Consider the following 22899-nt stretch of genomic DNA (forward strand, 5'->3'; position numbering starts at 1 on the left):
AGGAGTAAATACAATGAAAAACGGAAAAGTCAGTTTAGGTTTGATAGGCGCAGGCAGGGCAGGAATGATCCATGCCAGAAATTTCAGGGCCGCTGTGCCGAATGCAGCGCTGACCGCAGTGGCGGACCCCTGCAGGGAAAATGTGCAGGCAGCGCTTCAGGAACTGGAGATAGAGAAAGGATATGAGGACTACAGGGAACTGCTGAAGGACGAGGAGATTGACGCGGTGATCATCGTCACTCCCACCAAATACCACTGTGAGATTGCCGTGGAGGCAGCCAGGGCGGGAAAACATATCCTCTGTGAGAAACCCATGGCGATGACGGTGGAGGAGTGTGAGATTATGGAGGAGGCCGCTGCCAGATACCATGTGAAGCTCCAGGTGGCCTTTATGAGGCGGTTCGACAGTGCCTTTATGGAGGCCAGAAGCGTTGTGGACGCAGGGGATATCGGCGATGTTGTCATGGTCCGGTCCAATACCAGAGGTCCCAGCATACCGAAGCCCTGGATGTATGACATCAGCAAGAGCAACGGCCCTCTGGCGGAGGTGAACAGCCATGATATTGACACCCTGCGCTGGTTTACGGGAAGTGAGTTCAAGACGGTCTATGCCATGGGCGGCAATTACCGCTGCCCGGACGCGAGAGCGGAATTCCCGGATTTCTACGACAATGTCATCCTGTCCGCAGGGTTTGAAAACGGTATGCAGGGTATGATAGACGGAGCACAGGGCGTTTTGTACGGCTATGATGCCAGGGTGGAGATCCTGGGGACCAGGGGATGCATTTTCCTGGGAAAGACACAGGAAAGGCCCATTACGGTGTGCCGCAGTGATATGCACAGATACGAATCTTTTACCAACAGCTGGAAGTTCCTGTTCAAGGATGCCTATCTGGAGGAGGATATGGATTTTGTGGACTGTATCCTCACAGACAGGGAGCCTAAGGTGACAGGGCATGACGGCAAGATGGCAGTGAAGGTAGTGAACGCGGGAAATCTTTCGATCACCTCCGGCAAGATCATCACATTATAACAGGGAGGATGCAGGTATGAACAAGATAGGAATTTATTTTGCCTTCTGGGAGAAGGAATGGGAGGCAGATTACTGCAGATATATTGAGAAGGCCAAAAAGCTGGGCTTTGATGTGCTGGAGCTGGCAGCGGGATGCCTGCCGGACATGACAGCAGCGCAGAGAAGGGAGATTGCATCCAGGGCAGAGGATGCGGGGATCGACCTCACCTACTGTATCGGCCTTCCCCCTCAGTATGACCTGGCCTGTGAGGACGCATCTGTCAGAGCATCGGGAATCCGGTATGTGGGAGAACTGTTAAAATGTATTCGCCAGATGGGCGGTGATACGCTGGGCGGTATCATTTACTCCTGCTGGCCGGGCGGTACGGTCACATATGACTATAAGCAGAAGGCCAGAGAGAGAAGCCTGGACTCCCTGCGGGAACTGTCCCGTATGGCAGAGGAATATGATATCAATTACTGCCTGGAGATCGTGAACCGTTATGAGCAGTATCTGCTCAATACAGCCGCCGAGGGTGCGAACTTTGTCCGTGAGCTGGACAGTCCAAAGGTAAAGCTGCTCCTTGACTGCTTCCATATGAACATTGAGGAGGATTCCTTCTCCGAGGCGATAAAGACGGCAGGAGAGCTTCTGGGACATTTCCATATAGGGGAATGCAATCGCAAGGTTCCCGGCAGGGGACATATGGACTGGGACGATTTGATCCGGGGGTTAAGAGACATAGATTACCGGGGGAAAATCGTCATGGAACCCTTTGTGCGCCCGGGCGGACAGGTGGGAAAGGATATCAAAATATACCGTGACCAGAGCGGAAATGCTTCCGAGGTACAGATGGATGAGATGGCAGAAGAGGCATTGACATTTATCAGAGAAAAATTAAGATCAGGAGGAGATCAGGATGGAAAAAATTAAAGTAGGTCTTTTGACCATGTCAGACGGCAGGGAATATCTGCATGAGGAATACGCACAGTTAAATATGGATTACCAGAGAGAGATCAAGGAGGCTCTGGAATCCACGGGCCTTTTCGAGGTGACAGCAGGGGATGTGCCTGTGCACAGCAATGAGGAGGCAAAAAGGGAGGCCAAGAAGCTGCAGAGGGCAGGTGTGGAGGCGACGATCTTCAATTATACAATCTGGTGTTATCCGCAGTTTACCGCAGTGGCTCTGAATTTTGCCCCGGGCCCTTATCTGCTGTTCTGCAACCTCCATCCCTCTGAGTGCGGTATGGTGGGAATGATGGCGGCAGCGGGAACTCTGGAACAGTTAAATGTAAAATTCCAGAAGCTGTGGGGTTCTATTAATGAGCCGGAGGTTCTGGGAAAAATGGTGGATTTCCTGAAGGCAGCAGCTGCTGTCAAAAGACTGAAGGGAATGACGTTCGGCAACTTCGGCGGACGTCCCCTGGGCATGTACACAGCCGTGGCGAATCTGGAGCAGTGGCAGAAAGAATTCGGGATCGATGTGGAGAATGTGGAGCAGGATGACATCATCCGGGCAGGAGAGACCGTGGCGGAGGAAAAGGTGGAGCATGCCTTTGCGTGGCTGGAATCCAATGTGGGAAGCATTGCGTATGACGGCATCGGCCTGACACCTGAGAAGCTGAAGCTGCAGATCCGCTCCTACTACGGACTGCGGAAGATCATTGCGGACAGAGGCCTGGATTTTGTGGGCATCAAAGCGCACGGGGACCTGACAGACCGCTATATCACCATGGATATCGCGGAGGCATTCTTAAATGACCCGTATGATTTTGACGGGCCAAAGGAGCCTATCGTGGCTGCCACGGAGTCGGATATGGACGGCGCTCTGACCATGCAGCTATTCAAACTGCTCACAGGGAAACCGGTTCTTTTCGCGGATGTGCGCCACTATGACAAGGAGAATGACGTGTGGTTCTTCTCCAACTCAGGCACCCATGCCACATACTTTGCAGGTGCATCCATGGATCCGGCGGAGAACTTAAAGCACGTGACCTTCTGCCCGGAGACGCATTATTATCCCGCAGGCGGCGCCAGCGTACATCATTTTGCACATGCAGGCAGGGTGACGCTTGCAAGGCTTGCCAGGAAGAACGGAAAATACGTGATGACTATTGTACCTGCCGAGATCGTGGAATTTGACAAGGAAAAGATGACTGCTATGGGAAACACCACCACCCCGGCCTGGCCGGTAGCCTTCACAAGGCTTCAGGTGACCGCGGATGAATTCCTGGAGAAGTTCCCCTGCAACCATATCCACGGTGTGTACGGGGACTGTGCGGAGGCCCTGAAGCTGACAGCCAGGCTGCTTAACATGGATGTACAGATATTACAATAGGAGGTGGCACCGTGTATTTAGAGCACAGACCTGAGAAGATGCGGGAGGAGGATTTCAGGAATCCTCCGGCCCGGTTCAGGGGGACGCCGTTCTGGGCGTGGAACTGTACCCTGAAAAAGGAAAATCTGAGGAAACAGATTGGATATTTTAAAGAAATGGGAATGGGTGGTTTTCACATGCACTGCCGTACAGGTATGAATACGGAATATCTGGGCGACGAGTTCATGGACATGGTGTCAGACTGCAATGAGACGGCAAAGCAGAAGGATATGCTCTGCTGGCTCTATGATGAGGACAGGTACGCATCGGGATTCGGCGGCGGCTATGTGACAAAGGATATCCAGTACAGAGAGCGGTATCTTCTGTTTACGCCATGCAGGCAGGACGGATACGAGAAGGACAGGGAGACATTCCAGAGAAAGTGCCGTCAGGGGGAGGAACCTAAAGGATACTTTGTCATGGCATACAGGGTGCGGCTCACCATGGGATATCTGGAGGGATATGTGGCAGAGCAGGAGGAGAGTATCCGGTGCGGGGACGGGGAAACTATATGGTACGCCTACCTGACAGTTGATGAGAAATCTTCCTGGTGGAACAACCAGTCCTATGTCAATACCCTGGATAAGCCTGCTCTTGACCGTTTTATCCACATCACCCATGAGCGGTATTATGAGAAAGTGGGGGCTGACTTTGGAAAGAGTATCCCTGCCATATTTACAGATGAGCCGCAGTTTGCGGAGATGGAGAACCTGAATTTCGCGGAGGAGAAAAAGCCTGTCCGTCTGCCCTTCACCGATGATTTTGATGAGAGCTTTCAGACTGCATACGGGGCTTCGCTCCTTGAACATCTGCCCGAGGTTATATGGGAAAAGGGAAAAGACACGGCGGCCACCTTCCGATATCAGTATATCAACCATCTGACAGACCGTTTTGTGGAAGCGTACGCGGCAAATGTGGGAAGCTGGTGCGAAAATCACAACCTGGCACTGACAGGACACATGAAGGGGGAGGAGACACTCCGCTCCCAGACCGTGTTCACAGGGGAGACTATGAGGTCCTTGCGGCATTTTCATCTGCCGGGCCACGATGTGCTGTCAGACCAGCGGGATTATCCCACCGCAAAAATGGCCCAGAGTGTTTCACGGCAGTTCGGGCGTTTCGGTGCTCTGAGTGAGACATACGGGGTGACAAACTGGGATTTTGATTTCCGGGGACACAAAATGTCGGGAGACTGGCAGGCAGCCCTGGGCATTGCCGTGAGAGTGCACCATGTGAGCTGGCTCTCCATGGAGGGGGAGGCCAAGAGGGATTATCCGGCATCCATAAACTATCAGTCACCCTGGTATAAGGAATACCCCCTGATCGAAAATTATTTCGGACGTGTCAATGCGGCTCTGACAAGCGGGAGGCCGCAGGTAAAAGTCGGTGTCATACATCCCGTGGAATCCTTCTGGATGACTTTCGGACCTTATGACCAGACCTACGAAAAGCAGGAAGCCTTGGAAAACCAGTACAGAGATTTGTGCGGATGGCTCACCTTCGGTCAGATGGATTTTGATTATATCAGTGAAGCGCTTCTGGCGGAAGAGACGAACGGCGCGTTTGACAGCCGGGGCTTTTGTATGGGGGAAATGCGTTATCAGGTAATCCTGGTTCCGGGCTGTATCACGCTGCGGGAGAGCACGGTGGACCGCCTTCTGGCTTTTGCCGGCAGCGGAGGCAAAGTGGTGATCCTGGGGGAAGCGCCCGTCTGCATGGACGGTGTATTCTCCGAAAAGGTAAGGGAGCTTGCCGGAAAGTGTGAGGTGCTGACCTTTGAAAAAGGGGCAGTCCTCAAATGTCTGGAACCATGGCGCGATGTGGATGTGCTTCTGGACAGCGGCGGAAGAGCGGACAATCTGGTATATCAGATGAGGCAGGATGAGGACGGCAGATGGCTGTTCCTGGCACATGGATATGAGAAAGTGCGGGATACCTTTTGGAGCATGGTGGACTGTGAGGATTACCCTTATGTGGAGAACATACACCTGCGGATACAGGGGGAATATGACCTGACGGTTTATGATGCCATGACAGGAGAGACAGAAAAACTGAAGTGTACACACCGAAACGGACAGACCAGAGCAGAATGGAGACTGGGCGTGCATGACAGCCTGCTGATCCGGCTGACTCCGGCTGCAGAGCAACAGCAGTGCAGCGGGAACGCGGTGGAGATAAGGGAACCGTCCAGCAGGATCCGGCTGACTCAGCCTTTCGAGGTGATAAGAGAGGAGCCGAATGTGCTGCTTCTTGACAAAGCGGAATACAGGATCGACCGGGAACCATGGCAGCCGGAGGAGGATATTCTGAAACTTGACAATATCTGCCGCAGACGTTTTGGCTATCCGCCAAAAGAGGAGGCAGGGGCGCAGCCCTGGACCGTGAAGGATGAAAAGGGATTCCCCAATGTACTCTCTCTCCGGTTTGCCGTAGATTCCCTTACCGATACATGGGCAAGCCTTGCCCTTGAGAGCCGGGACAAAACAGAGATCTATGTGAACGGCAGCCTGGTGAAAGAAGAATCTTCCGGATGGTTTACCGATGAAGCCATAGAGGTGGTGAAGATACCACCGCTTCGCCGGGGAACCAACACCATAGAGCTGAGGATGCCCTACGGGGAAAAGGCCAATGTGGAAAATTGCTATCTGCTGGGGGATTTCGGGGTGGAAGTATTCGGAAAAGAAAAACGAATCATCCCGGTGCCCGAAAAGGTGGTATTCGGTGATCTGACCCGCCAGGGCATGCCCTTTTACGGAGGGAACCTTACATACCGATGTAAGTTTACAGCTCCTGGAGGCCATATGCGCCTGAGAGCCCAGTATTTCAGCGGACCGCTTCTGGTTGCTGCAGTCGATGGAAAACGTACGGGAAGTATTGCCTTTGCCCCCTATGAGGTGGATTTGGGTAATCTGGAGGCAGGGGAGCATCTGCTGGAGATCACAGCATTCGGAAACCGTTACCACACCTTTGGGCAGCTCCACAACTGCGACAGGAACTATTCCTGGTTCGCCTCCTGTTCCTGGAGGACGAAAAATGACCGCTGGAGCGATGAGTATATGCTGAAGGAGCTGGGAATCCTTGTGACCCCTGAACTAATATATTGAAGGAACCAAAATGCGGGAAAGGATGACATATGAAGTTACAGTATGCGGTTGGTATAGACATCGGAACACAGGGAACAAAGGCTGCCCTTTTTTCCCTGGACGGAAAGAAAATGTCGGAGGCCTTTGAGAAGTCAAATCTTATATACGGCGGACCCGGGGAGGTCTGCCAGAACGCTGAGGATATCTATGGTTCCGTTCTGCGGACTGTAAACGCGCTGATGAAAAAGAGCGGTGTCCCGCCAAAACAGGTGGCTGCCATGGGAATCGACGCGCAGATGGCGGGCATCATGGCAGTGGATGCTGACTTTGAAGCGGTTGGCCCTTATGATTCCTGGCTGGATACCCGGTGTGAACCGTATATCCATACAATGATAAACCGGGCCGGGGATGAGGTCATCCGCCGGACCGGGGGTCCGGTCACTTACACACACGGTCCGAAGATATTATGGAGAAAAGCAGAAAGGCCGGCAGAGTATGAGAAAGCTGCCAAGTTCGTCCTGCCCGGGGTCTTTGTGTCCGGAAAGCTGTGCGGACTGAAGGCGGAGCAGGCGTGGATCGATTATACCCATCTGCATTTCTCCGGATTTGCGGATAACAGGAGGAAAGTCTGGGATGAGGGGCTGCTCTCGGAGTTCGGCATAGAGAAGGATAAGATGCCCCGGATCGTAAGCCCCTGGACCGAGGTGGGCAGGCTGACCGAGCAGGCGGCAAAGGCCTGCGGTCTCACAAGCTGGACAAGGGTGGTGGCCGGATGCGGGGATTCTGCGGCTTCCGCTCTAGGTGCGGGGATCGTGGAAAAGGACATGATTTATGATGTGGCCGGGACTGCTTCCATTTTTTCCTGCAGCACGGACCGCTTTACGCCGGATCTGGAGACGAAGACCATACTGTTTTCCAGGTCGGTGATAGACGGGCTTTACACGCCCCTGGCATATATCGGAGGCGGAGGACTCTGCCTGCGGTGGTTTCTGGAACAGAACGGCAGGGATTATGAATATTGGAACAAACAGGCCGAAAGGCTGGAGGCAGGCAGCGGCGGGTTATATTTCGTACCGCATTTTTCTGGCCGTACCTGTCCAAATGATCCCGGGGTGAGAGGCGCATACTGGGGGCTTTCTTTTCATCACACCGGAGCTCATATGTACCGGAGTATTATGGAGAGTATCGCATATGAATACGCGTACTATTATTCCATTTTGAAGAGGCAGAATCCACAGATCTCACCCAAGTATATTTACGGAGCCGGGGGAGGCGCCAGAAGTGCAGTCTTCAGCCAGATAAAGGCAGACGCACTGGGGATACCTTACCGGCCCCTGCAGGAAGCGGATACGGCAGTGTACGCCAGTGCCATGCTGGCGGCTTACGGTACAGGACTGCTTGGGGATTTAAAAGCCGTCATGAAGGCGCCTCTGAGAGAAGAGGTATATCTTCCGGATAAAGAGAGATATGAGATATATCAGAAAAACAAAGAAATTTATGTAAACCTACTGGAGGCCCTGGGGGCTTTCGGAGAGAAGGAAAGAGGAGAATGACATGAAAAATAATCTTACACCACAGAAACTTGCAAAAATGATTGACCAGACACTGTTAAAAGCATATGTGAGCGACGAGGATTTCCAGGCGTTTTGCAAGGAGAGCGCAGCGTATGATTTTAAGATGGTGGCGATCAATTCAGCGCCGGTAAAAAAATGCAGGGAGTTCCTTAAAGACAGCGATGTGCATGTGGGCGCAGCCATAAGTTTTCCTCTGGGCCAGACAACCATCGAAACGAAAGTATTTGAGACGGAGACAGCTATCCGGGAAGGCGCGGATGAGATCGACTATGTTGTCAATCTTGTGGAGCTGAAGAACAGGAATCTGGACTATATCCGCAGGGAGATGGAGAGCATTGTGGAAATCTGCCGGAAAGCGGGCGTGTTATCCAAAGTGATTTTTGAAAATTGTTATCTGACCCAAGAGGAGAAGGAGATTCTCTGTAAGATCGCCCTGGAGGTAAAACCCGACTTTATCAAGACATCTACCGGATTCGGTACAGGGGGAGCCACAGCGGAGGATGTGCGTCTGATGAAATCCCTGGTCGGTGATGAGATAAAAGTAAAGGCAGCCGGAGGAATCAGGGATCTGGATACTGCCCTTACCATGATCGAGGCCGGAGCGGAACGAATCGGGACCAGTGCAGGTGTGAAGATCGTGGAGGAGCTGAGAGAACGGATTGCGGCAGAAAACTGAGAGGAGGAGAAGCGATGACTCAAAGGCTGGGAATCAGAAAATCCCTGGACGAGCTGGAGAAAGAAGCCTGGGCGCCGAAGCCGTCCATGCTGGAGACACCGGCTGTTATGACAGGGCTGGATGCGGACAGAAAAATTGTGATAAAGGATACAGAGAACCGTGTATCCCTAAACGGCATCTGGCAGATGGTCTGGGACGGGGACGAGAGGGAGAGACTGGATCTATCGATACCTTGGAAGGACAGTATTCCGGCCAATGTGCCGTGCAGTGTACATACGGCCCTCTATGAAGCCGGCATCATTCCGGACCCTACGGTGGGGCTGAATGATAAAACTGCCAGGGAGTACAGCTATAAGACCTGGTGGCTGAAAAAGGAATTTTCCCGGGAAGATGGCTGCAGAGCGAATCAGTTGTACTTTGAAGGAATCTGCCATTATGCAAAAATCTGGCTGAACGGTCATTACCTGGGGGAGCACAAGGGAATGTTCGGACGCCCTGTGTTTGACGCCGCGCCTTATCTGCAGAGGGAGAACACCCTGATCGTGAAAATAGAAAACTCGCCGGCCCGGCCCCAGCCCATGTCCGAATATATGGATAACGACGAGGGGTGGCATGACGGTGTTGTCATCAACTGCGTGTATGGGTGGCATTATGCCTGCATTCCCAGCAGGGGTATATGGGCGCCCGTCGGGCTGGAGGAAAAGAAACCCTCCTGCTGCAGTGAGAAGCCCATGGTATCCTGTGGGGATACAGATGAGGGGATTGTGGATATCTGCATGAAATTTTACGGAACAGGTGGAAAAGTGACCATCACCGGCGAGATAGAAGGAAAGAACCACAAGGGAAAAGGCGGCAGTTTTGTCTTTGGGACGGAGATTCACACGGATGGACAGGTCGTCCATCTGCAGACCAGAATCGAGGATCCAAGGCTCTGGTGGCCGGTCAATATGGGAGAACAGAATCTGTACACACTTCGTCTGTCGGTGGTGACAGAACAGGGGGAGACACAGTATTTTGATACCACTTTCGGTATGCGCACCATCGAGATGGGCCCGCTTCCGGGAGGACCATATGAGGACAAGCATAACTGGACATTTATAGTAAATGGACGCCCTGTTTTCATCAAGGGTACGAACTGGTGCACGCTGGATGTGCTTCTGCGGTTTGACAGGAATCTGTACCACAGGTTTTTAAGCCTTGCCAGGGACCAGAATATCCAGCTGCTCCGTGCATGGGGCGGTGGAATGCCGGAGTCGGATCTGTTTTATGACTTGTGTGACGAATTGGGGATCATGGTCATGCAGGAGTGGCCCACCTGCTGGGACAGCCAGAAAGACCAGCCCTTTGACGAACTGGAGGAGACGGTGCTGGTGCATATGCCGCGGCTGAGAAACCATCCGTCTCTGATCATGTGGTGCGGCGGAAATGAGTCGGCCAGGGCTGACGGCAGGGCCATGGATATGATGGCACGCTGTGCTTATGAGCTTGACGGCAGCAGGGGATTCCACAGGACTTCGCCGTGGGGTGGCGCCCTGCACAATTATTCCACGTACTGGGATATGCAGGATATTGATGTGAGCCTTAACCTGAGGTCTCACTTTATGGGGGAATTCGGCATGGCTTCCGCGCCGAATCACAGAAGTGTGATGCGGTATCTGCCAAAAGAGGAGGCAGAACAGTGGCCGCCCAGCCGCTTTGGTTCCTTCGGGCACCACACCCCCAGATTCAACCAGCTTGAACCTGATGATATGGCGCATCTGAGTAAACGGGTGCCGGAATTCTGTGCCGGGGATACCATGGAGAGCTTTATCTGGGGAACACAGATGGCCCAGGCAACGGCGGTCCGCCATACATTGGAAGCCTACCGGTGCAGGTGGCCTGAATCCACGGGAATCTGTTACTACAAGCTGACAGATGTGTACCCGGCATGCTCCTGGTCCACAATTGATTACTACGGCGTGCCGAAGCTTTCCTATTATGCAATCAAGGACAGTTATGAGCCGCTCCACGCCTGCATTTTATTTTCATCCATGCGGATGGAGGAAGATGTGAAGCTTCCTGTATACCTGCTGGATGACGCAGACCGTCTGGATGGGAGTGCATGGAGTGTGCAGGTGAGGGCTTACGATGAAAACCTGCATGTGATCAGCGAGGCGGTGTACAGCGGAAGAGACAGCGCAAATGTAACCTATCTCGGGAACTTGCCTGTGGACAGAGCAGATGCGGGCAGCGGACCGGTCCTGCTGACTACAGAGGTATATGTGGAAGGGGAAAAAGCGGACGATACTTTTTACTGGTTCAATTATCAGCAGAAACAGGGCTGTCTGCTGGCACTTCCCGGAACAACGCTCACCTGTAACGTAAAAGAGGGCCATGCCGTCATTTCCAATACCGGGGATGTCCCGGCAGTCGGAGTCACCGTGGAATGCCCTGACAGAGATACGGAATTTGTAACCGAAAGCAGTTTGTTCTGGCTGAATCCGGGGGAGGTAAAACGCATTGCCGTTTCCCATACGGACAGCCTGGTGGTCCGGGCCTGGAATGCACCGGAAGCCACGGAGAGATGAGAGGGATAGAGAATGAAAGCAATACAATTTTATGGAAAAAATGATTATGCGCTGACCGATGTGGCCAAACCGGAGATCGGGGACGGTGAGCTTCTTCTGAAAGTAAAAGCGGCAGCCATCTGCGGCAGTGACCTGCGGATGATCCAGAACGGATACCAGGGAGTGACAAAGGAGACACCACGTATCTACGGGCATGAGATATCCGGGATCATTGAACAGGCCGGGAAAGCGGTGATCGGCTATGAGCCGGGAATGACTGTGGCGATCGCTCCGAATATGGGATGCGGCACCTGTGATGCCTGTGTATCAGGCAATACCCATCTGTGCCGGGAATACCGTGCCTTTGGGATCAACATGGACGGGGGATTTGCGGAATATGTGGTGATCCCCGAGGCAGCGGTCCGCCAGGGCAATGTAGTGAAGATAGAGATCGACGGGGACATGACTTTTGAGAAGGCGGCGGTCCTGGAACCGTTATCCTGTGTATACAATGGCTTTGAGCAGGTAGGGATAAAGCCCTGTGACACAGTGCTGATCATCGGCGCCGGCCCTATCGGCATCATGCACGGTATGCTGGCAAAGATGGCCGGTGCGGCAAAGGTCATGATCACGGATCTGAATGAAAACAGGGTGGCTATATGCAGGGAGTTTGACCCGTTCTTCACCACATACGCAGGCGGAGATCTGAAGGAATTCGTCATGGAGCAGACACAGGGCCAGGGTGTTTCTGTCTGCATCACTGCGTGCCCGTCTCCCCAGGCGCAGGCACAGGCGCTGGAACTGCTGGCGGTGAACGGCAGGGTGAACTTCTTCGGCGGACTTCCCGCTGACAGGTGTGAGGTGACGATCAATACCAATCAGGTACATTATAAACAGCTTGTCCTCACAGGGAGCTGCCGTGCCAGTCTGACCCAGTACAGAAAATGCATGAAGCTGGTGCAGGCAGGTGTCCTGAATATAGATAAAATTGTTTCTGCCACATATGCTCTTGAGGAGTACGAGGAGGCTTTTGCCGCGGCAAGGGAAGGCAGGAACCTGAAAAACATATTTGTATTGTAACTATTTGGCGCGGGAAAACGCGGACCTGAATCGGGAGGACAGAGATGGGATACATAGAAGACAGGAAGAGAGAGCTGGAAAAATATCTGCCGCCCCTGACCCGGAAACCGGATTTTGATCTATTCTGGGAGCAGTCTCTGGAAGAGAGCCGGAGGCTGCCGCTTGGACTGGAAGTGAAAAGGCTGGAGGATTATCCGGCGGAAAAGGTCCATGTGTATGACATCAGTTATCAGGGGATGGAGAATACCAGGATTCACGGCTGGTATCTGGCTCCGCGGACGGCGGGCGGGGGAAGACTTCCCTGTGTGATCCAGTATCATGGATTTTCCGGCAGCAGAGGGATGCCCTCAGACCATCTTTTCTGGACAGCGCTGGGGATGGCGGTTCTGGCTGTGGACTGCCGAGGACAGGGCGGGATCACAGCAGACCATGCCTGTTATCAGGAAGCTTATTTTGACGGGCCTGCATGCAGAGGGATCTTAGATCCCCATGAGTATTATTACCGGCATGTTTATCTGGACAGCGTCCGTGCCGTGGACGCGGCCTGCGCCATGGAGGAGACGGACAGGGACAGGATTGTGCTCCACGGAATCAGCCAGGGCGGAGCCCTTGTCATGGCAGCCGCGGCATTGGACAGCCGGCCTGCCGCAGCACTGGCGGATGTACCGGGCAACAGTGATCTGGCAGTGAGGGTGGAGGGGGAGTACGGCAGCTTTGGTGCCGCTGCCGCGTACCTCCGCAGATTTCCTAAGCATACGGATACGGCTTTCGGCACATTGAGCTACTTTGACACAATGAATCTGGCGTCCCGCATTACCTGTCCTGTCCTGTGTTCTGTATCCTTAAAGGATAAGACCTGCCCCGCAGAATGCTTTTTTGCTACTTATAACAGGATTGAATCGGATAAACAGATAGAGATCTATCCGTTCTGCGGACATGAGAATGCTTACAGCATACAGATGGAGAAAAAGCTGGTGTTTCTGCGGCACTGTAATATCATAGGTAGCTGTTAAGCACCCTCAGTTCCGGGAGGTGTTTCGCTGAGCGCAACCCGAGTCAGCCGGCGCCGGACTGCTGCAGGGATACACGGTTAAGAAACATGGCATCCGGAAGGATGGAGACAAGACTGGAGGATAAACGAAATATGAGGAGACAGGAGATTACACAGGGGTGGACTCTTCAGGTTCAGGGAGAAAAGGAGAGGATTCCCGCCCAGGTGCCGGGGTCTGTTTACTATGATCTGCTTCGCACGGGCAGGATGGAAGATCCCTTCTGGAGGGACAACGAGGATGAAGCCCTGAAATGGATGGAGAAGGATTTTGTCTATGAAACCCGGTTCACACCGGAGAGCGGACTTTTTGATACAGATGAGATCAGACTTTGTTTTGACGGTCTGGATACCATTGCAGACATTTATCTGAATGGATGCCTGCTGGGCCGGGCTGACAATATGCACCGCGCATGGGCATACTCCGTGACCGGGATGCTCATGCGGGGAGAAAACAGTCTGAAGGTTTCTTTTCACAGTCCTGTCAAATATATACGGGAGCGCTATGCGGAATGTGTGACTATGGGATCTGAACACTGTATGGACGGATTTCCCCAGATCAGAAAAGCACACTGCATGTTTGGCTGGGACTGGGGCCCAAGGCTTCCGGATGCGGGAATATGGAAGAATGTTTTCCTGCAGGGAGTGGAGAAGGGAAGGCTGGAATCCGTATATGTGACGCAGGAGCATGAGGAGCAGAAGGTCACACTTTATATCCGCACAGAGATCGCTTCCGCAGGAGAAACACAGGAGGACAGGGCAAAAGCACAGGGGCTTTCCTACAGGGTCACAGTCACAGACCCACAGGGAAATGTGAGGACAGAGGAGGATTCACCGGAGTGTCTGGTAATCACACAGCCGCTTCTGTGGTGGCCGAACGGATACGGGGAACAGAATCTGTATGGAATCTGTGTGCAGCTTATGGACGGCAGCCGTGAAGTTGACCGATGGGAGAAGCGGATAGGCCTTAGGACCATGACCGTGCACCGGGAGAAGGATGTATACGGCGAGAGCTTTGCCCATGAGGTAAACGGCGTGCAGATTTTTGCCATGGGCGCGGATTATATACCGGAAGACAACATTTTCGGCAGGATCACCGGGGAGAGGACCAGGAAACTGCTGGAACAGTGCCGGGCGGCTAATTTTAACTGTATCCGGGTATGGGGAGGCGGATTCTATCCCCATGACGATTTTTATGATGCCTGCGATGAGCTGGGACTGGTGGTCTGGCAGGATCTGATGTTTGCCTGCGCTGTCTATGAACTGACAGAGGATTTTGATAAAAATATCAGGGCGGAGATCAGGGACAATGTGCGCCGCCTCCGCCATCATGCCAGTCTTGGACTCTGGTGCGGGAATAATGAGATGGAAATGTTCGTGGATGAGGGCCAGTGGGTGAATACGCTGAAGCAGAAGGCGGATTATGTCAAGATGTACGAGTATATCATCCCGCAGGTGCTGAAGGAGGAAGACCCGCAGACCTTTTACTGGCCGGCAAGTCCGTCTTCGGGCGGAAGCTTCGACGCGCCCAATGACCCCGACCGGGGGGATGTGCATTACTGGGAGGTATGGCACGGGGATAAGCCATTTTCCGAATACCGTAAGTATTATTTCCGGTATGCCAGTGAGTTTGGATTCCAGTCTTTTCCGTGTCTGAAGACAGTGGAGGCGTTTACGCTGCCGGAGGACAGGAATATTTTTTCCTATGTGATGGATAAGCATCAGAGGAATGACGCGGCAAATGGGAAGATCATGAAGTATCTGTACCAGACCTTCCTGTATCCCACGGATTTTGATACGCTGCTGTATGCGTCCCAGCTCCTGCAGGGAGAAGCTATAAAATACGGAGTGGAGCATTTCCGAAGAAACAGGGGCAGGTGTATGGGAGCAGTGTACTGGCAGCTCAATGACTGCTGGCCGGTGGCTTCCTGGTCCTCCATTGATTATTACGGAAGGTGGAAGGCACTGCATTATTATGCCAAAAGGTTTTTTGCTCCAATCCTGCTGTCCTGCAGGGAGGAGGGGATGATGACGCAGAACACCAATGTGAATGCGCAGCCCTTTCAGATGGAGAAGAGTGTGACGTTTAATGTGTCTAATGAGACGCCGGAGGATAAAGTGGTCCAGGTCGTATGGGCTGTACGGGACCGGTTCGGCGGTATTCTGCAGAAGGAGGAGACAGAGCTTTCGGTGCCGGCACTCTCCAGTGTGTGGATGGAAAAAAGGGAGCTTCCGGACATGAAAATCCGGGAAGAGTACATCAGCTATGATCTTTTTGAGGATGACCGGTGGGTATCCGGTTCCACAGTGATACTCACACTGCCGAGATTTTTCCGGTATGAAGATCCGCAGCTTACGGTGGAGTCCGGAGACGGTGAGGTCATCGTCAGGGCAAAGGCGTATGCGAAGAGTGTTGAGATTCGGAACAGGAATGAGGATCTGGTGTTGGAGGACAACTATTTTGATATGAATGCAGGGGAGAGAAGAGTGAAAGTGGTTTGCGGTGAGATGGAGGATCTGACGGTACGGAGTGTGTTTGATATTCGGTAGTGAAGGCGGCCGGCGCGATATAGAGCAGAATGTTCCATATCTGTGCATTGCGAAGCGTGTTGCTGGGCGCGCAGTGAAGGGTAACTGCTTTGGTATATTCAGAATAGAAAATGCAAATGGGTACTTGAAAAATTCAAGTACCCAGTGTATAATTGATTTAAAAGTAATCAATAGATAATTGTTATCCATTGATTGCGCTTCGGAAAACCATAGTAATTTATAGTTGCCAGCTATCCTCTACGGCCTATAGAGGATAGCTATTTTCTTTTCTGATGATTGTCTAATATATCATTTAATCTTAAAATCAATGATACCCTTACCTTTTATCGCTAAAAATCTAATAATATGGAGGCGAAACATGAAAAAACTGAAAGTACACCATGAGAAACAGTATCTTATGTGGGAGGACGGGACTCCTTTTTTCTACTTGGGAGATACAGCCTGGGAATTGTTTCACAGACTGAACAGAGAGGAAGCGGATGAGTATCTGAGCCTGCGGGCAGCACAGGGATTTCATGTGATCCAGGCGGCAGCGCTGGCGGAGCTGGATGGAATCTATACAGGAAATGCGTATGGGGATAAGCCGCTGCCGCTTTGCAGCGGGAAGGTTTACCTGCCGGGGACGCAGGGAGAGGTATTTCCGGAAATGGAGGACTGCGAAGCGTATTGGAGGCATGTGGACTGGATCGTACATAGAGCAGCAGAACTGGGGATGTTTATCGGGATGCTGCCCTGCTGGGGAGATAAGTGGAATAAGAAATGGGGATGCGGGCCGGAAATCTTTAAAGATCCCGGAAGTGCTTATGACTATGGTGCCTGGATAGGGGAACGGTATAGCAGAGAATGGAATATCATATGGATCCTGGGCGGAGACAGACCTGTGGAAAACGAGGAGCAGGAGAGCGTGACAGACGCAATGGCAGCCGGAATCAGGAGCAGGGATACAGAACATCTGATGACCTTCCATCCCTGCGGAGCGTCCTGTTCCACCGATTTCTTGCGGGATAAGTCATATATTGATTTTAACTGCTGCCAGTCCGGGCATGGACTGGAGGGTTATGAGAGCTGGAAATTCATAAGGAAGATGCAGGAGGAGGAAGAGAAACCCTGTCTTGATCTGGAACCGAGATACGAGAGTCATCCGGCCTGTTTTCAGCCCGAGTATGGTGTGTTCTGGGGAGAGCGGGAAGTGAGGCAGAATGGGTATTGGAATCTGCTTCAGGGAGCCTGCGGCTGTGTTTACGGGAACCATGCAGTGTGGTGTTTCTGCAGGGAAAAGGACCAAGGCCATCTGAAGACCTGGCGTGAAGGGCTTTTGGAGAAAGGTGCGGGACAGATGCGGTATATGGAAAAACTTCGGCTTGACAGACCGTTTTTTGAACTGCGCCCGGCACCGGAACTTGTGGAGCAGGAGGAGTGGTGCGGACAGTATATCTCTGCCGCCAGAGGAGATACATATGCTTTTTTGTATACCCCCTATGGGCAGGAGATAAAATCCCATCTGGAAAAAATGGGAGACGGGCCGGTGCTGTGCAGCTGGTTTGACCCTGAGGATGGAACAGTTAAGAAAAAGGAAATATGGCCGCCCTGTCCAGTGGTCTTAAGACCGCCGGATGGAGGGCGGGACTGGATTGCCGTGCTGGATCAGATGCGGGCAAAGATCTGATAGCCGTATTCATTCCAGGTCACATGGTCAGGAGATAACGGGCTGCCGCAGGGCTGAGGTTCTATGGTGATAGTGATGTCCGATTTTCCGGCAAGATATCTGCGGGGAATGATGAACTCGTCTTCCAGCCATCTCTTATATGGATTATGATCCGGAAAATACCAGGGGTATTCTTCCACCGCTTCCTTATCTACAGAAACGAAAGCTTTTTGGCGTCCGTACTTTTGGTCGCTGACCCGGCGGAGTATAACTGCCTGGGCGTCCGGTGGAACAGGGACAGTGAAGGAGCGTTTTTTTCTGCTGTAATGCCCGTAAAAAGTAACAGGAATATGGTCATCGTCCCCCTCAAAAAAGGAAGTCAGCGAAACGGGCACAGGGCTGTCCTCGCAGATATAATGAAAAGCTTCCAAAGTGCCGGGGTCCTGAAATTGAATCTCCCCTATTTTCTTAAGCTTTATCTCGTCTCTGCCGTAATAAAATACCATGCCGGAGTGTTCCATATACAGGTCATTGCACCCGCCGGATTCGATTCCGAAACGAAAACAGGAAGAAAAAGGATACCAGTCCCCCGGAAGGGAGCGATGCATGGACCAGTCTTTGTGTTCATGCCCGTCATAGCCGCTGGCAGGATTACACTCTTTGGGAGTCTCGAATCCCCAGCCGTAGCAGGAATAGCTTTCAGAACCGTCACTCTCAATCTGCGGTGTGCGCAGTCCGTCAAAATGGATGCGGACATCACCTTCACAGTCAGCCCTGGATTCGGGGGTCTCGCCATATGCGGTGATGATGGAGGAGATGATATGACCGTTTCCGGAAACCTGTGCGATCAGGCTGTCAGCACCTTCCGTATGTTTTCGGCTGTAGTAGGGAGCCCCTCTGAAATATAGGAATCCGTTTTCCTGATAGTATGGATTCCATTCACGGGTCCAGAGAATCTCGGCAAAGGGGATTTGTACCGCCAGGTCCCCGGTATTTTTCAAGACCAGATCAGCACTGTGGGCAAAAGGCATGGGGTAAAAGTTATAATAATACCCGTCTGTATTCATGCCTGACAGCAGATACTGTACACTGTGATACCCCAGTTCATTGGAAAAAAGGCAGCCGAATGAAGCATCGAAGTCAGGGGAGGAATGTCCGTCCCAGCGTGCGCTGAGAGACAGAGTGTGTAGCTGGGAGGCGGTATACTCCCCTGTGAGAATGCGGATACCGGCTATACAGCCGCTTTCCTCACAGGTAAAAAGCGGGAACTCTTCCCCAGGCTTCAGAACCAGGTTTGTCAGTTGGCGGCGCAGGGGGGACTGCAGGCTGTGTATACAGCTTCCGGTCTGTTTCCAGAGAGCGGTCAGCCTCTGCTGTGCCGGGTCTTCTGCAGGGCAAAAGGTTTCCACGCCGTCTCCGTTTTCATAAGAGTGATAGACAACATGGCCCCAGCCGCCCTGGTTTTTACTGCGGTCACAGCCTTCCAGCCGGATACTGCTGGTGATTTTACAGCTTTTTTTATAGGGCATGGGCACAAAGCTGCGCACCACGCGGATAGGACCTCTGCCGTTGTCATAGGGGCCGATATAGCGGGAGGCAAGAGGTTCTGTAAACGGGTATTTTTCACCGAATTCCGAGTGCCGGATGGTAAAGCGGGGGGTCTCTTCCCCGTCAAAGTAAAAACGGAAAACCGGCTCCTCACAGGACGGATAGCGGTGCTGGACAAAATTATAGATACATCCGGGGCCAAGGTGTTCAAAAAGAACCCATTCACCGCCTGCATCCTGGTAGAGCGCCCAGTCCCAGTCAGCATTTCCGCCTTTTTTATCAATACTTCCCTCATAGTGGGCCCTGCAGCCTGCCTTGGGGACCGGGAGGGACTTTAAGTCTGCCATGGTTTCGTAAATATTCATATGGATATCTCCTGTCTTTTAGTGTTTTAGGATATTATAAAAAAAGAGGGGATTATCTCAATGGATAATATTAAGATTTTTCGGAAAAAAGAAAGAAATGCACTGTAAAACAAATGGAGCGGCAAGGGTGGACGGAAGAGGTTAATATCAGGAACATTTATGTCAATATAAGCTCTTGTTCCCCAGAGGATGGGGAGATAAGATAGAAAAAAGATTACAAGGAATCCCGTCTGTAAAAGCGGGGGAAAAACAGGAGGATTTTTAATTATGAAGAGATGGGCACGTGCGCTGTATCAGCCATGCCTGCCTTTAGGCAGGAACGGACAGAGAGTGACAGGATGTGAAGAACATATTCTTTTATCCAGAAAAGCAGCAGCCGAGGGAATGGTGCTGTTAAAAAATGAAAAGAGTATCCTGCCCTTTGAGAAGGGGACCAGACTGGCATTATTCGGAAAAGGCAGTGTGGATTATGTAAAAGGAGGCGGAGGCAGCGATGATGTGACTACCGCTTATGTGCGCAGTCTCCAGGATGGTCTTGAGATAAAGGAAGAAGAGGGAAAGGTACAGGTACTGGCGTCTCTCGGCAAATTCTACAGGGAAAATGTAAGTGCACAGTATGCCGGCGGGATTCAGCCGGGTATGACTGCAGAGCCGGAGATCCCCTGTGATCTGCTTGAGAAAGCCAAAGCATGGGCGGATGCGGCTGTAATATCCATCTGCCGGTTTTCCGGCGAGGGATGGGACCGGAAAGGGATTCCGGGAGATGGAGATTTTTATCTTACCCGGGAAGAGCAGAACATGGTGGATACAGTGACTGCCAATTTTGAAAAGGTTGTTGTTGTGCTGAACGTGGGCGGTATGGTGGATACCTCCTGGTTCTGTAATTCTGAAAAGATACAGGGAGTTCTCCTTGCATGGCAGGGAGGCATGGAGGGCGGACTGGCAGCGGCGGATCTGCTGTGCGGGGACGTAAACCCATCCGGAAAGCTGACAGATACCTTTGCCCGTACATTTGATGACTACCCATCTTCTGCAGGTTTCAACGAATCCGAGGATTATGTGGATTACACAGAGGACATCTATGTGGGATACCGGTATTTTGAAACGATTCCGGGCGCTGCCGAGAAGGTAAATTATCCCTTTGGATTCGGACTCTCCTACACGGAGTTTGCCATTGAGCCGCTTCGGGCAGGGGAAGAAGATGGGACCATTTGTGTGGATGTGAGAGTCACCAATATGGGAAGCAGAGCCGGAAAAGAAGTCGTACAGCTTTATTACCGGGCACCTCAGGGCGTTCTGGGAAAACCGCTTGAAGTGCTGGGGGCATTTGCCAAGACAGAGCTTTTGGGAGCCGGGCAGTCCCAGGTGCTCAGACTGAAAATGCCGGTCAAGGCCATGGCTTCGTATGATGATCTGGGAAAGATCCAGGCATCTGCTTATGTGCTGGAGGCCGGGAATTACAGCTTCAGAATCGGAAACTCTGTGAGAAATACAGTAAAACTGGACTATGAATACCAGGCAGCGCAGACGGTTGTGATAGAGCAGCTCGAAAGAAAATGCGCGCCGGCTGCCCTTAAATCACGTCTGTTGGCAGACGGGTCCTACGAGGAACTACCGCAGGGCGGAGACGTATATGAGAAGAACCGTCTGATTCCTCAGGATATTGATACGCTGGAAGGGGTGGAACCCGATGTACAGGGAATCACGTATCAGGAGAAAAAAGAATGGCGAAATGCGGACAGGATCACCCTTGAAGATGTAGCGGAAGGGAAGGCAGATTTACGCCGGCTTCTGGCACAGCTCAGCGACAGGGAATTAGCCGGGCTGCTGGGCGGTCAGGTAAATACAGGTACTGCCAATACATATGGAATGGGCAATCTTCCGGCATATGGAATTCCCAATATTATGACTGCGGACGGCCCGGCAGGACTGAGGATCAGGGAGGAGTGCGGTGTCTATACGACGGCATGGCCCTGCGCCACACTGCTGGCCTGTACCTGGAATCCGGAGATGGTATTTGAGGCAGGGGCAGCAGGAGCGGCTGAAGTGAAGGAGAATAATATCGGTGTCTGGCTTACCCCGGCTATGAATATACACAGAAGTCCCCTGTGCGGAAGAAACTTTGAATATTATTCCGAGGACCCGCTGGTATCAGGAAAAATGGGAGCAGCTATGATCAGGGGCATCCAGTCTCAGCATATCGGGGCGTCCATGAAACATTTCTGCTGCAATAATAAGGAGACTAACAGGAAGGACAGCGATTCCAGGGTGTCGGAGAGGGCACTCAGGGAAATCTATCTGAAAGGATTCGAGATTGCGGTAAAGGAAGCCCAGCCCTGGACAGTGATGACATCCTATAATCTGATGAATGGATATCCCACTTCCTGTAACCCGGAACTGCTTAACGGAATCCTCAGAGAAGAGTGGGGCTTCGAGGGAATGGTGACTACGGACTGGTGGAATCACGCGGAGCATTATCTGGAAGTAAAGGCCGGGGGAGATATCAAGATGGGATGTGGTTATCCTGACAGGATTCTGGAGGCTAAGGAGAAGGGATTCGTGAGCAGGGAAGAGATGGAGAAGTGCGCGGAGAGGATATTGGGGATGATATTGAAAGTGGATTAAATATTCTGGACGGGACTGTGTACTTGCTGATTTGGAATTTTGATGCCATCGGCCTGAATATACCCTGCGGGACAGGAACGTGTAAATGGTAATCACAGGCGGCTTTTAGCAGCGGTTTTGTTTTTAATATCGTTGACATGGATGCGGTTTTGTGATAAGATTCGGAATCAAGAGAAAGGCGTTGAGAAGAGATAGTAAGCGTGTCTGGACGTTGCAGAGAGAAGCCGGGTGGTGCGAGGCTTTATGGAGGGGCGCTGAACCGGTCTTTGAGCTGCAGGCTGAAAGGTGACGAGTAGGTTATGACGGGTATCCTCCGTTATGGGGATGGAGTATCGGATGGCTGATGATTTTTGGATGGATGGCGTCCTGTACTTGGAGAGAGCAGAATGGAAATTCTGAATTCAGGTGGTAACACGGATATTTGAGTATTCGCCCTGAACTGGCTTAGCTGGTTCAGGGTTTTTGTTTTTTCTGCCGCTCGCTGTCCCATCGGTCCGGGCAACGTGGTGTGTTGCGTTTGTATGCAGCCGAATTCTACACCGAGGGTATTTCGTCCGCCTGAGACGAACAATGGGTTGTACGGCTCAGACGGACGAAATACCCTCGGTGTAGCTTCGGAATGCATACGGCACTGCAACACACCACGTTGCCCGGACCGATGGGACAGCGGCGGCAGAAAAAAGCACTTCGTGCGCTGTGAAGGCGGGAGTTTTTTGGATGGAGCGTGGGCAAGCAATAATTCCATTGTTAAAGGTGATACTGGATGGAT

The 22899-nt window shown here is 52.2% G+C and carries 13 protein-coding genes and 1 other annotated feature; of the genes, 12 read left to right on the forward strand and 1 reads right to left on the reverse strand.

Annotated features, from left to right (window positions below; all coding sequences use genetic code 11):
- Positions 1–13 precede the first annotated feature (13 nt).
- From V8Q34_RS05115 to V8Q34_RS05165, 11 genes are all read left to right on the forward strand, one after another.
- Positions 14–1033: a Gfo/Idh/MocA family oxidoreductase gene (locus V8Q34_RS05115; RefSeq protein WP_335834968.1), complete on the forward strand. Its 1020-nt coding sequence runs from the start codon at positions 14–16 to the stop codon at positions 1031–1033.
- 16 nt (positions 1034–1049) lie between these two features.
- Positions 1050–1946, forward strand: coding sequence for a D-psicose 3-epimerase (locus V8Q34_RS05120; RefSeq protein ID WP_335834969.1), 897 nt, complete (start codon positions 1050–1052; stop codon positions 1944–1946).
- The gene (locus tag V8Q34_RS05125) at positions 1933–3351 is read left to right on the forward strand and encodes an L-fucose/L-arabinose isomerase family protein (RefSeq protein WP_335834970.1); all 1419 of its coding nucleotides are present in this window, start codon (positions 1933–1935) and stop codon (positions 3349–3351) included. The genes V8Q34_RS05120 and V8Q34_RS05125 overlap by 14 nt, the downstream gene beginning before the upstream one ends.
- Before the next feature lie 11 nt (positions 3352–3362).
- Positions 3363–6494 carry a hypothetical protein gene (locus tag V8Q34_RS05130; RefSeq protein WP_335834971.1) on the forward strand — a complete coding sequence of 1044 codons (3132 nt, stop codon included), beginning with the start codon at positions 3363–3365 and terminating at the stop codon, positions 6492–6494.
- Between the two features lie 29 nt (positions 6495–6523).
- Positions 6524–8026: a xylulokinase gene (locus V8Q34_RS05135; RefSeq protein WP_335834972.1), complete on the forward strand. Its 1503-nt coding sequence runs from the start codon at positions 6524–6526 to the stop codon at positions 8024–8026.
- 1 nt (position 8027) lies between these two features.
- The gene (deoC, locus tag V8Q34_RS05140; RefSeq protein ID WP_256139497.1) at positions 8028–8723 is read left to right on the forward strand and encodes a deoxyribose-phosphate aldolase; all 696 of its coding nucleotides are present in this window, start codon (positions 8028–8030) and stop codon (positions 8721–8723) included.
- A 14-nt stretch (positions 8724–8737) separates the two neighbouring features.
- The gene (locus V8Q34_RS05145; protein ID WP_335834973.1) at positions 8738–11290 is read left to right on the forward strand and encodes a glycoside hydrolase family 2 protein; all 2553 of its coding nucleotides are present in this window, start codon (positions 8738–8740) and stop codon (positions 11288–11290) included.
- 12 nt (positions 11291–11302) lie between these two features.
- The gene (locus V8Q34_RS05150; RefSeq protein WP_103730941.1) at positions 11303–12349 is read left to right on the forward strand and encodes an alcohol dehydrogenase catalytic domain-containing protein; all 1047 of its coding nucleotides are present in this window, start codon (positions 11303–11305) and stop codon (positions 12347–12349) included.
- Positions 12350–12393: 44 nt separating this feature from the next.
- Positions 12394–13362: an acetylxylan esterase gene (locus V8Q34_RS05155; RefSeq protein ID WP_033141233.1), complete on the forward strand. Its 969-nt coding sequence runs from the start codon at positions 12394–12396 to the stop codon at positions 13360–13362.
- Positions 13363–13493: 131 nt separating this feature from the next.
- Entirely contained in the window at positions 13494–15947 is a 2454-nt protein-coding gene (locus V8Q34_RS05160; protein WP_335834974.1) for a beta-mannosidase, read from the forward strand.
- 358 nt (positions 15948–16305) lie between these two features.
- On the forward strand, positions 16306–17613 hold the full coding sequence (locus V8Q34_RS05165) for an apiosidase-like domain-containing protein (protein ID WP_335834975.1): 1308 nt from the start codon (positions 16306–16308) through the stop codon (positions 17611–17613).
- On the opposite strand, the gene V8Q34_RS05170 is transcribed toward V8Q34_RS05165, so the two are convergent.
- Positions 17592–19505, reverse strand: coding sequence for a DUF2961 domain-containing protein (locus V8Q34_RS05170; RefSeq protein WP_335834976.1), 1914 nt, complete (start codon positions 19503–19505; stop codon positions 17592–17594). The genes V8Q34_RS05165 and V8Q34_RS05170 overlap by 22 nt on opposite strands.
- 267 nt (positions 19506–19772) lie before the next feature.
- Between V8Q34_RS05170 and V8Q34_RS05175 the strand changes: the two genes are divergently transcribed.
- Positions 19773–22130: a glycoside hydrolase family 3 protein gene (locus V8Q34_RS05175; RefSeq protein ID WP_335834977.1), complete on the forward strand. Its 2358-nt coding sequence runs from the start codon at positions 19773–19775 to the stop codon at positions 22128–22130.
- A 172-nt stretch (positions 22131–22302) separates the two neighbouring features.
- Positions 22303–22570: a binding site (T-box leader), on the forward strand.
- Positions 22571–22899: the final 329 nt, after the last annotated feature.

This window comes from Blautia sp. JLR.GB0024, assembly GCF_037000545.1.
Lineage (GTDB): Bacteria > Bacillota > Clostridia > Lachnospirales > Lachnospiraceae > Blautia > Blautia celeris.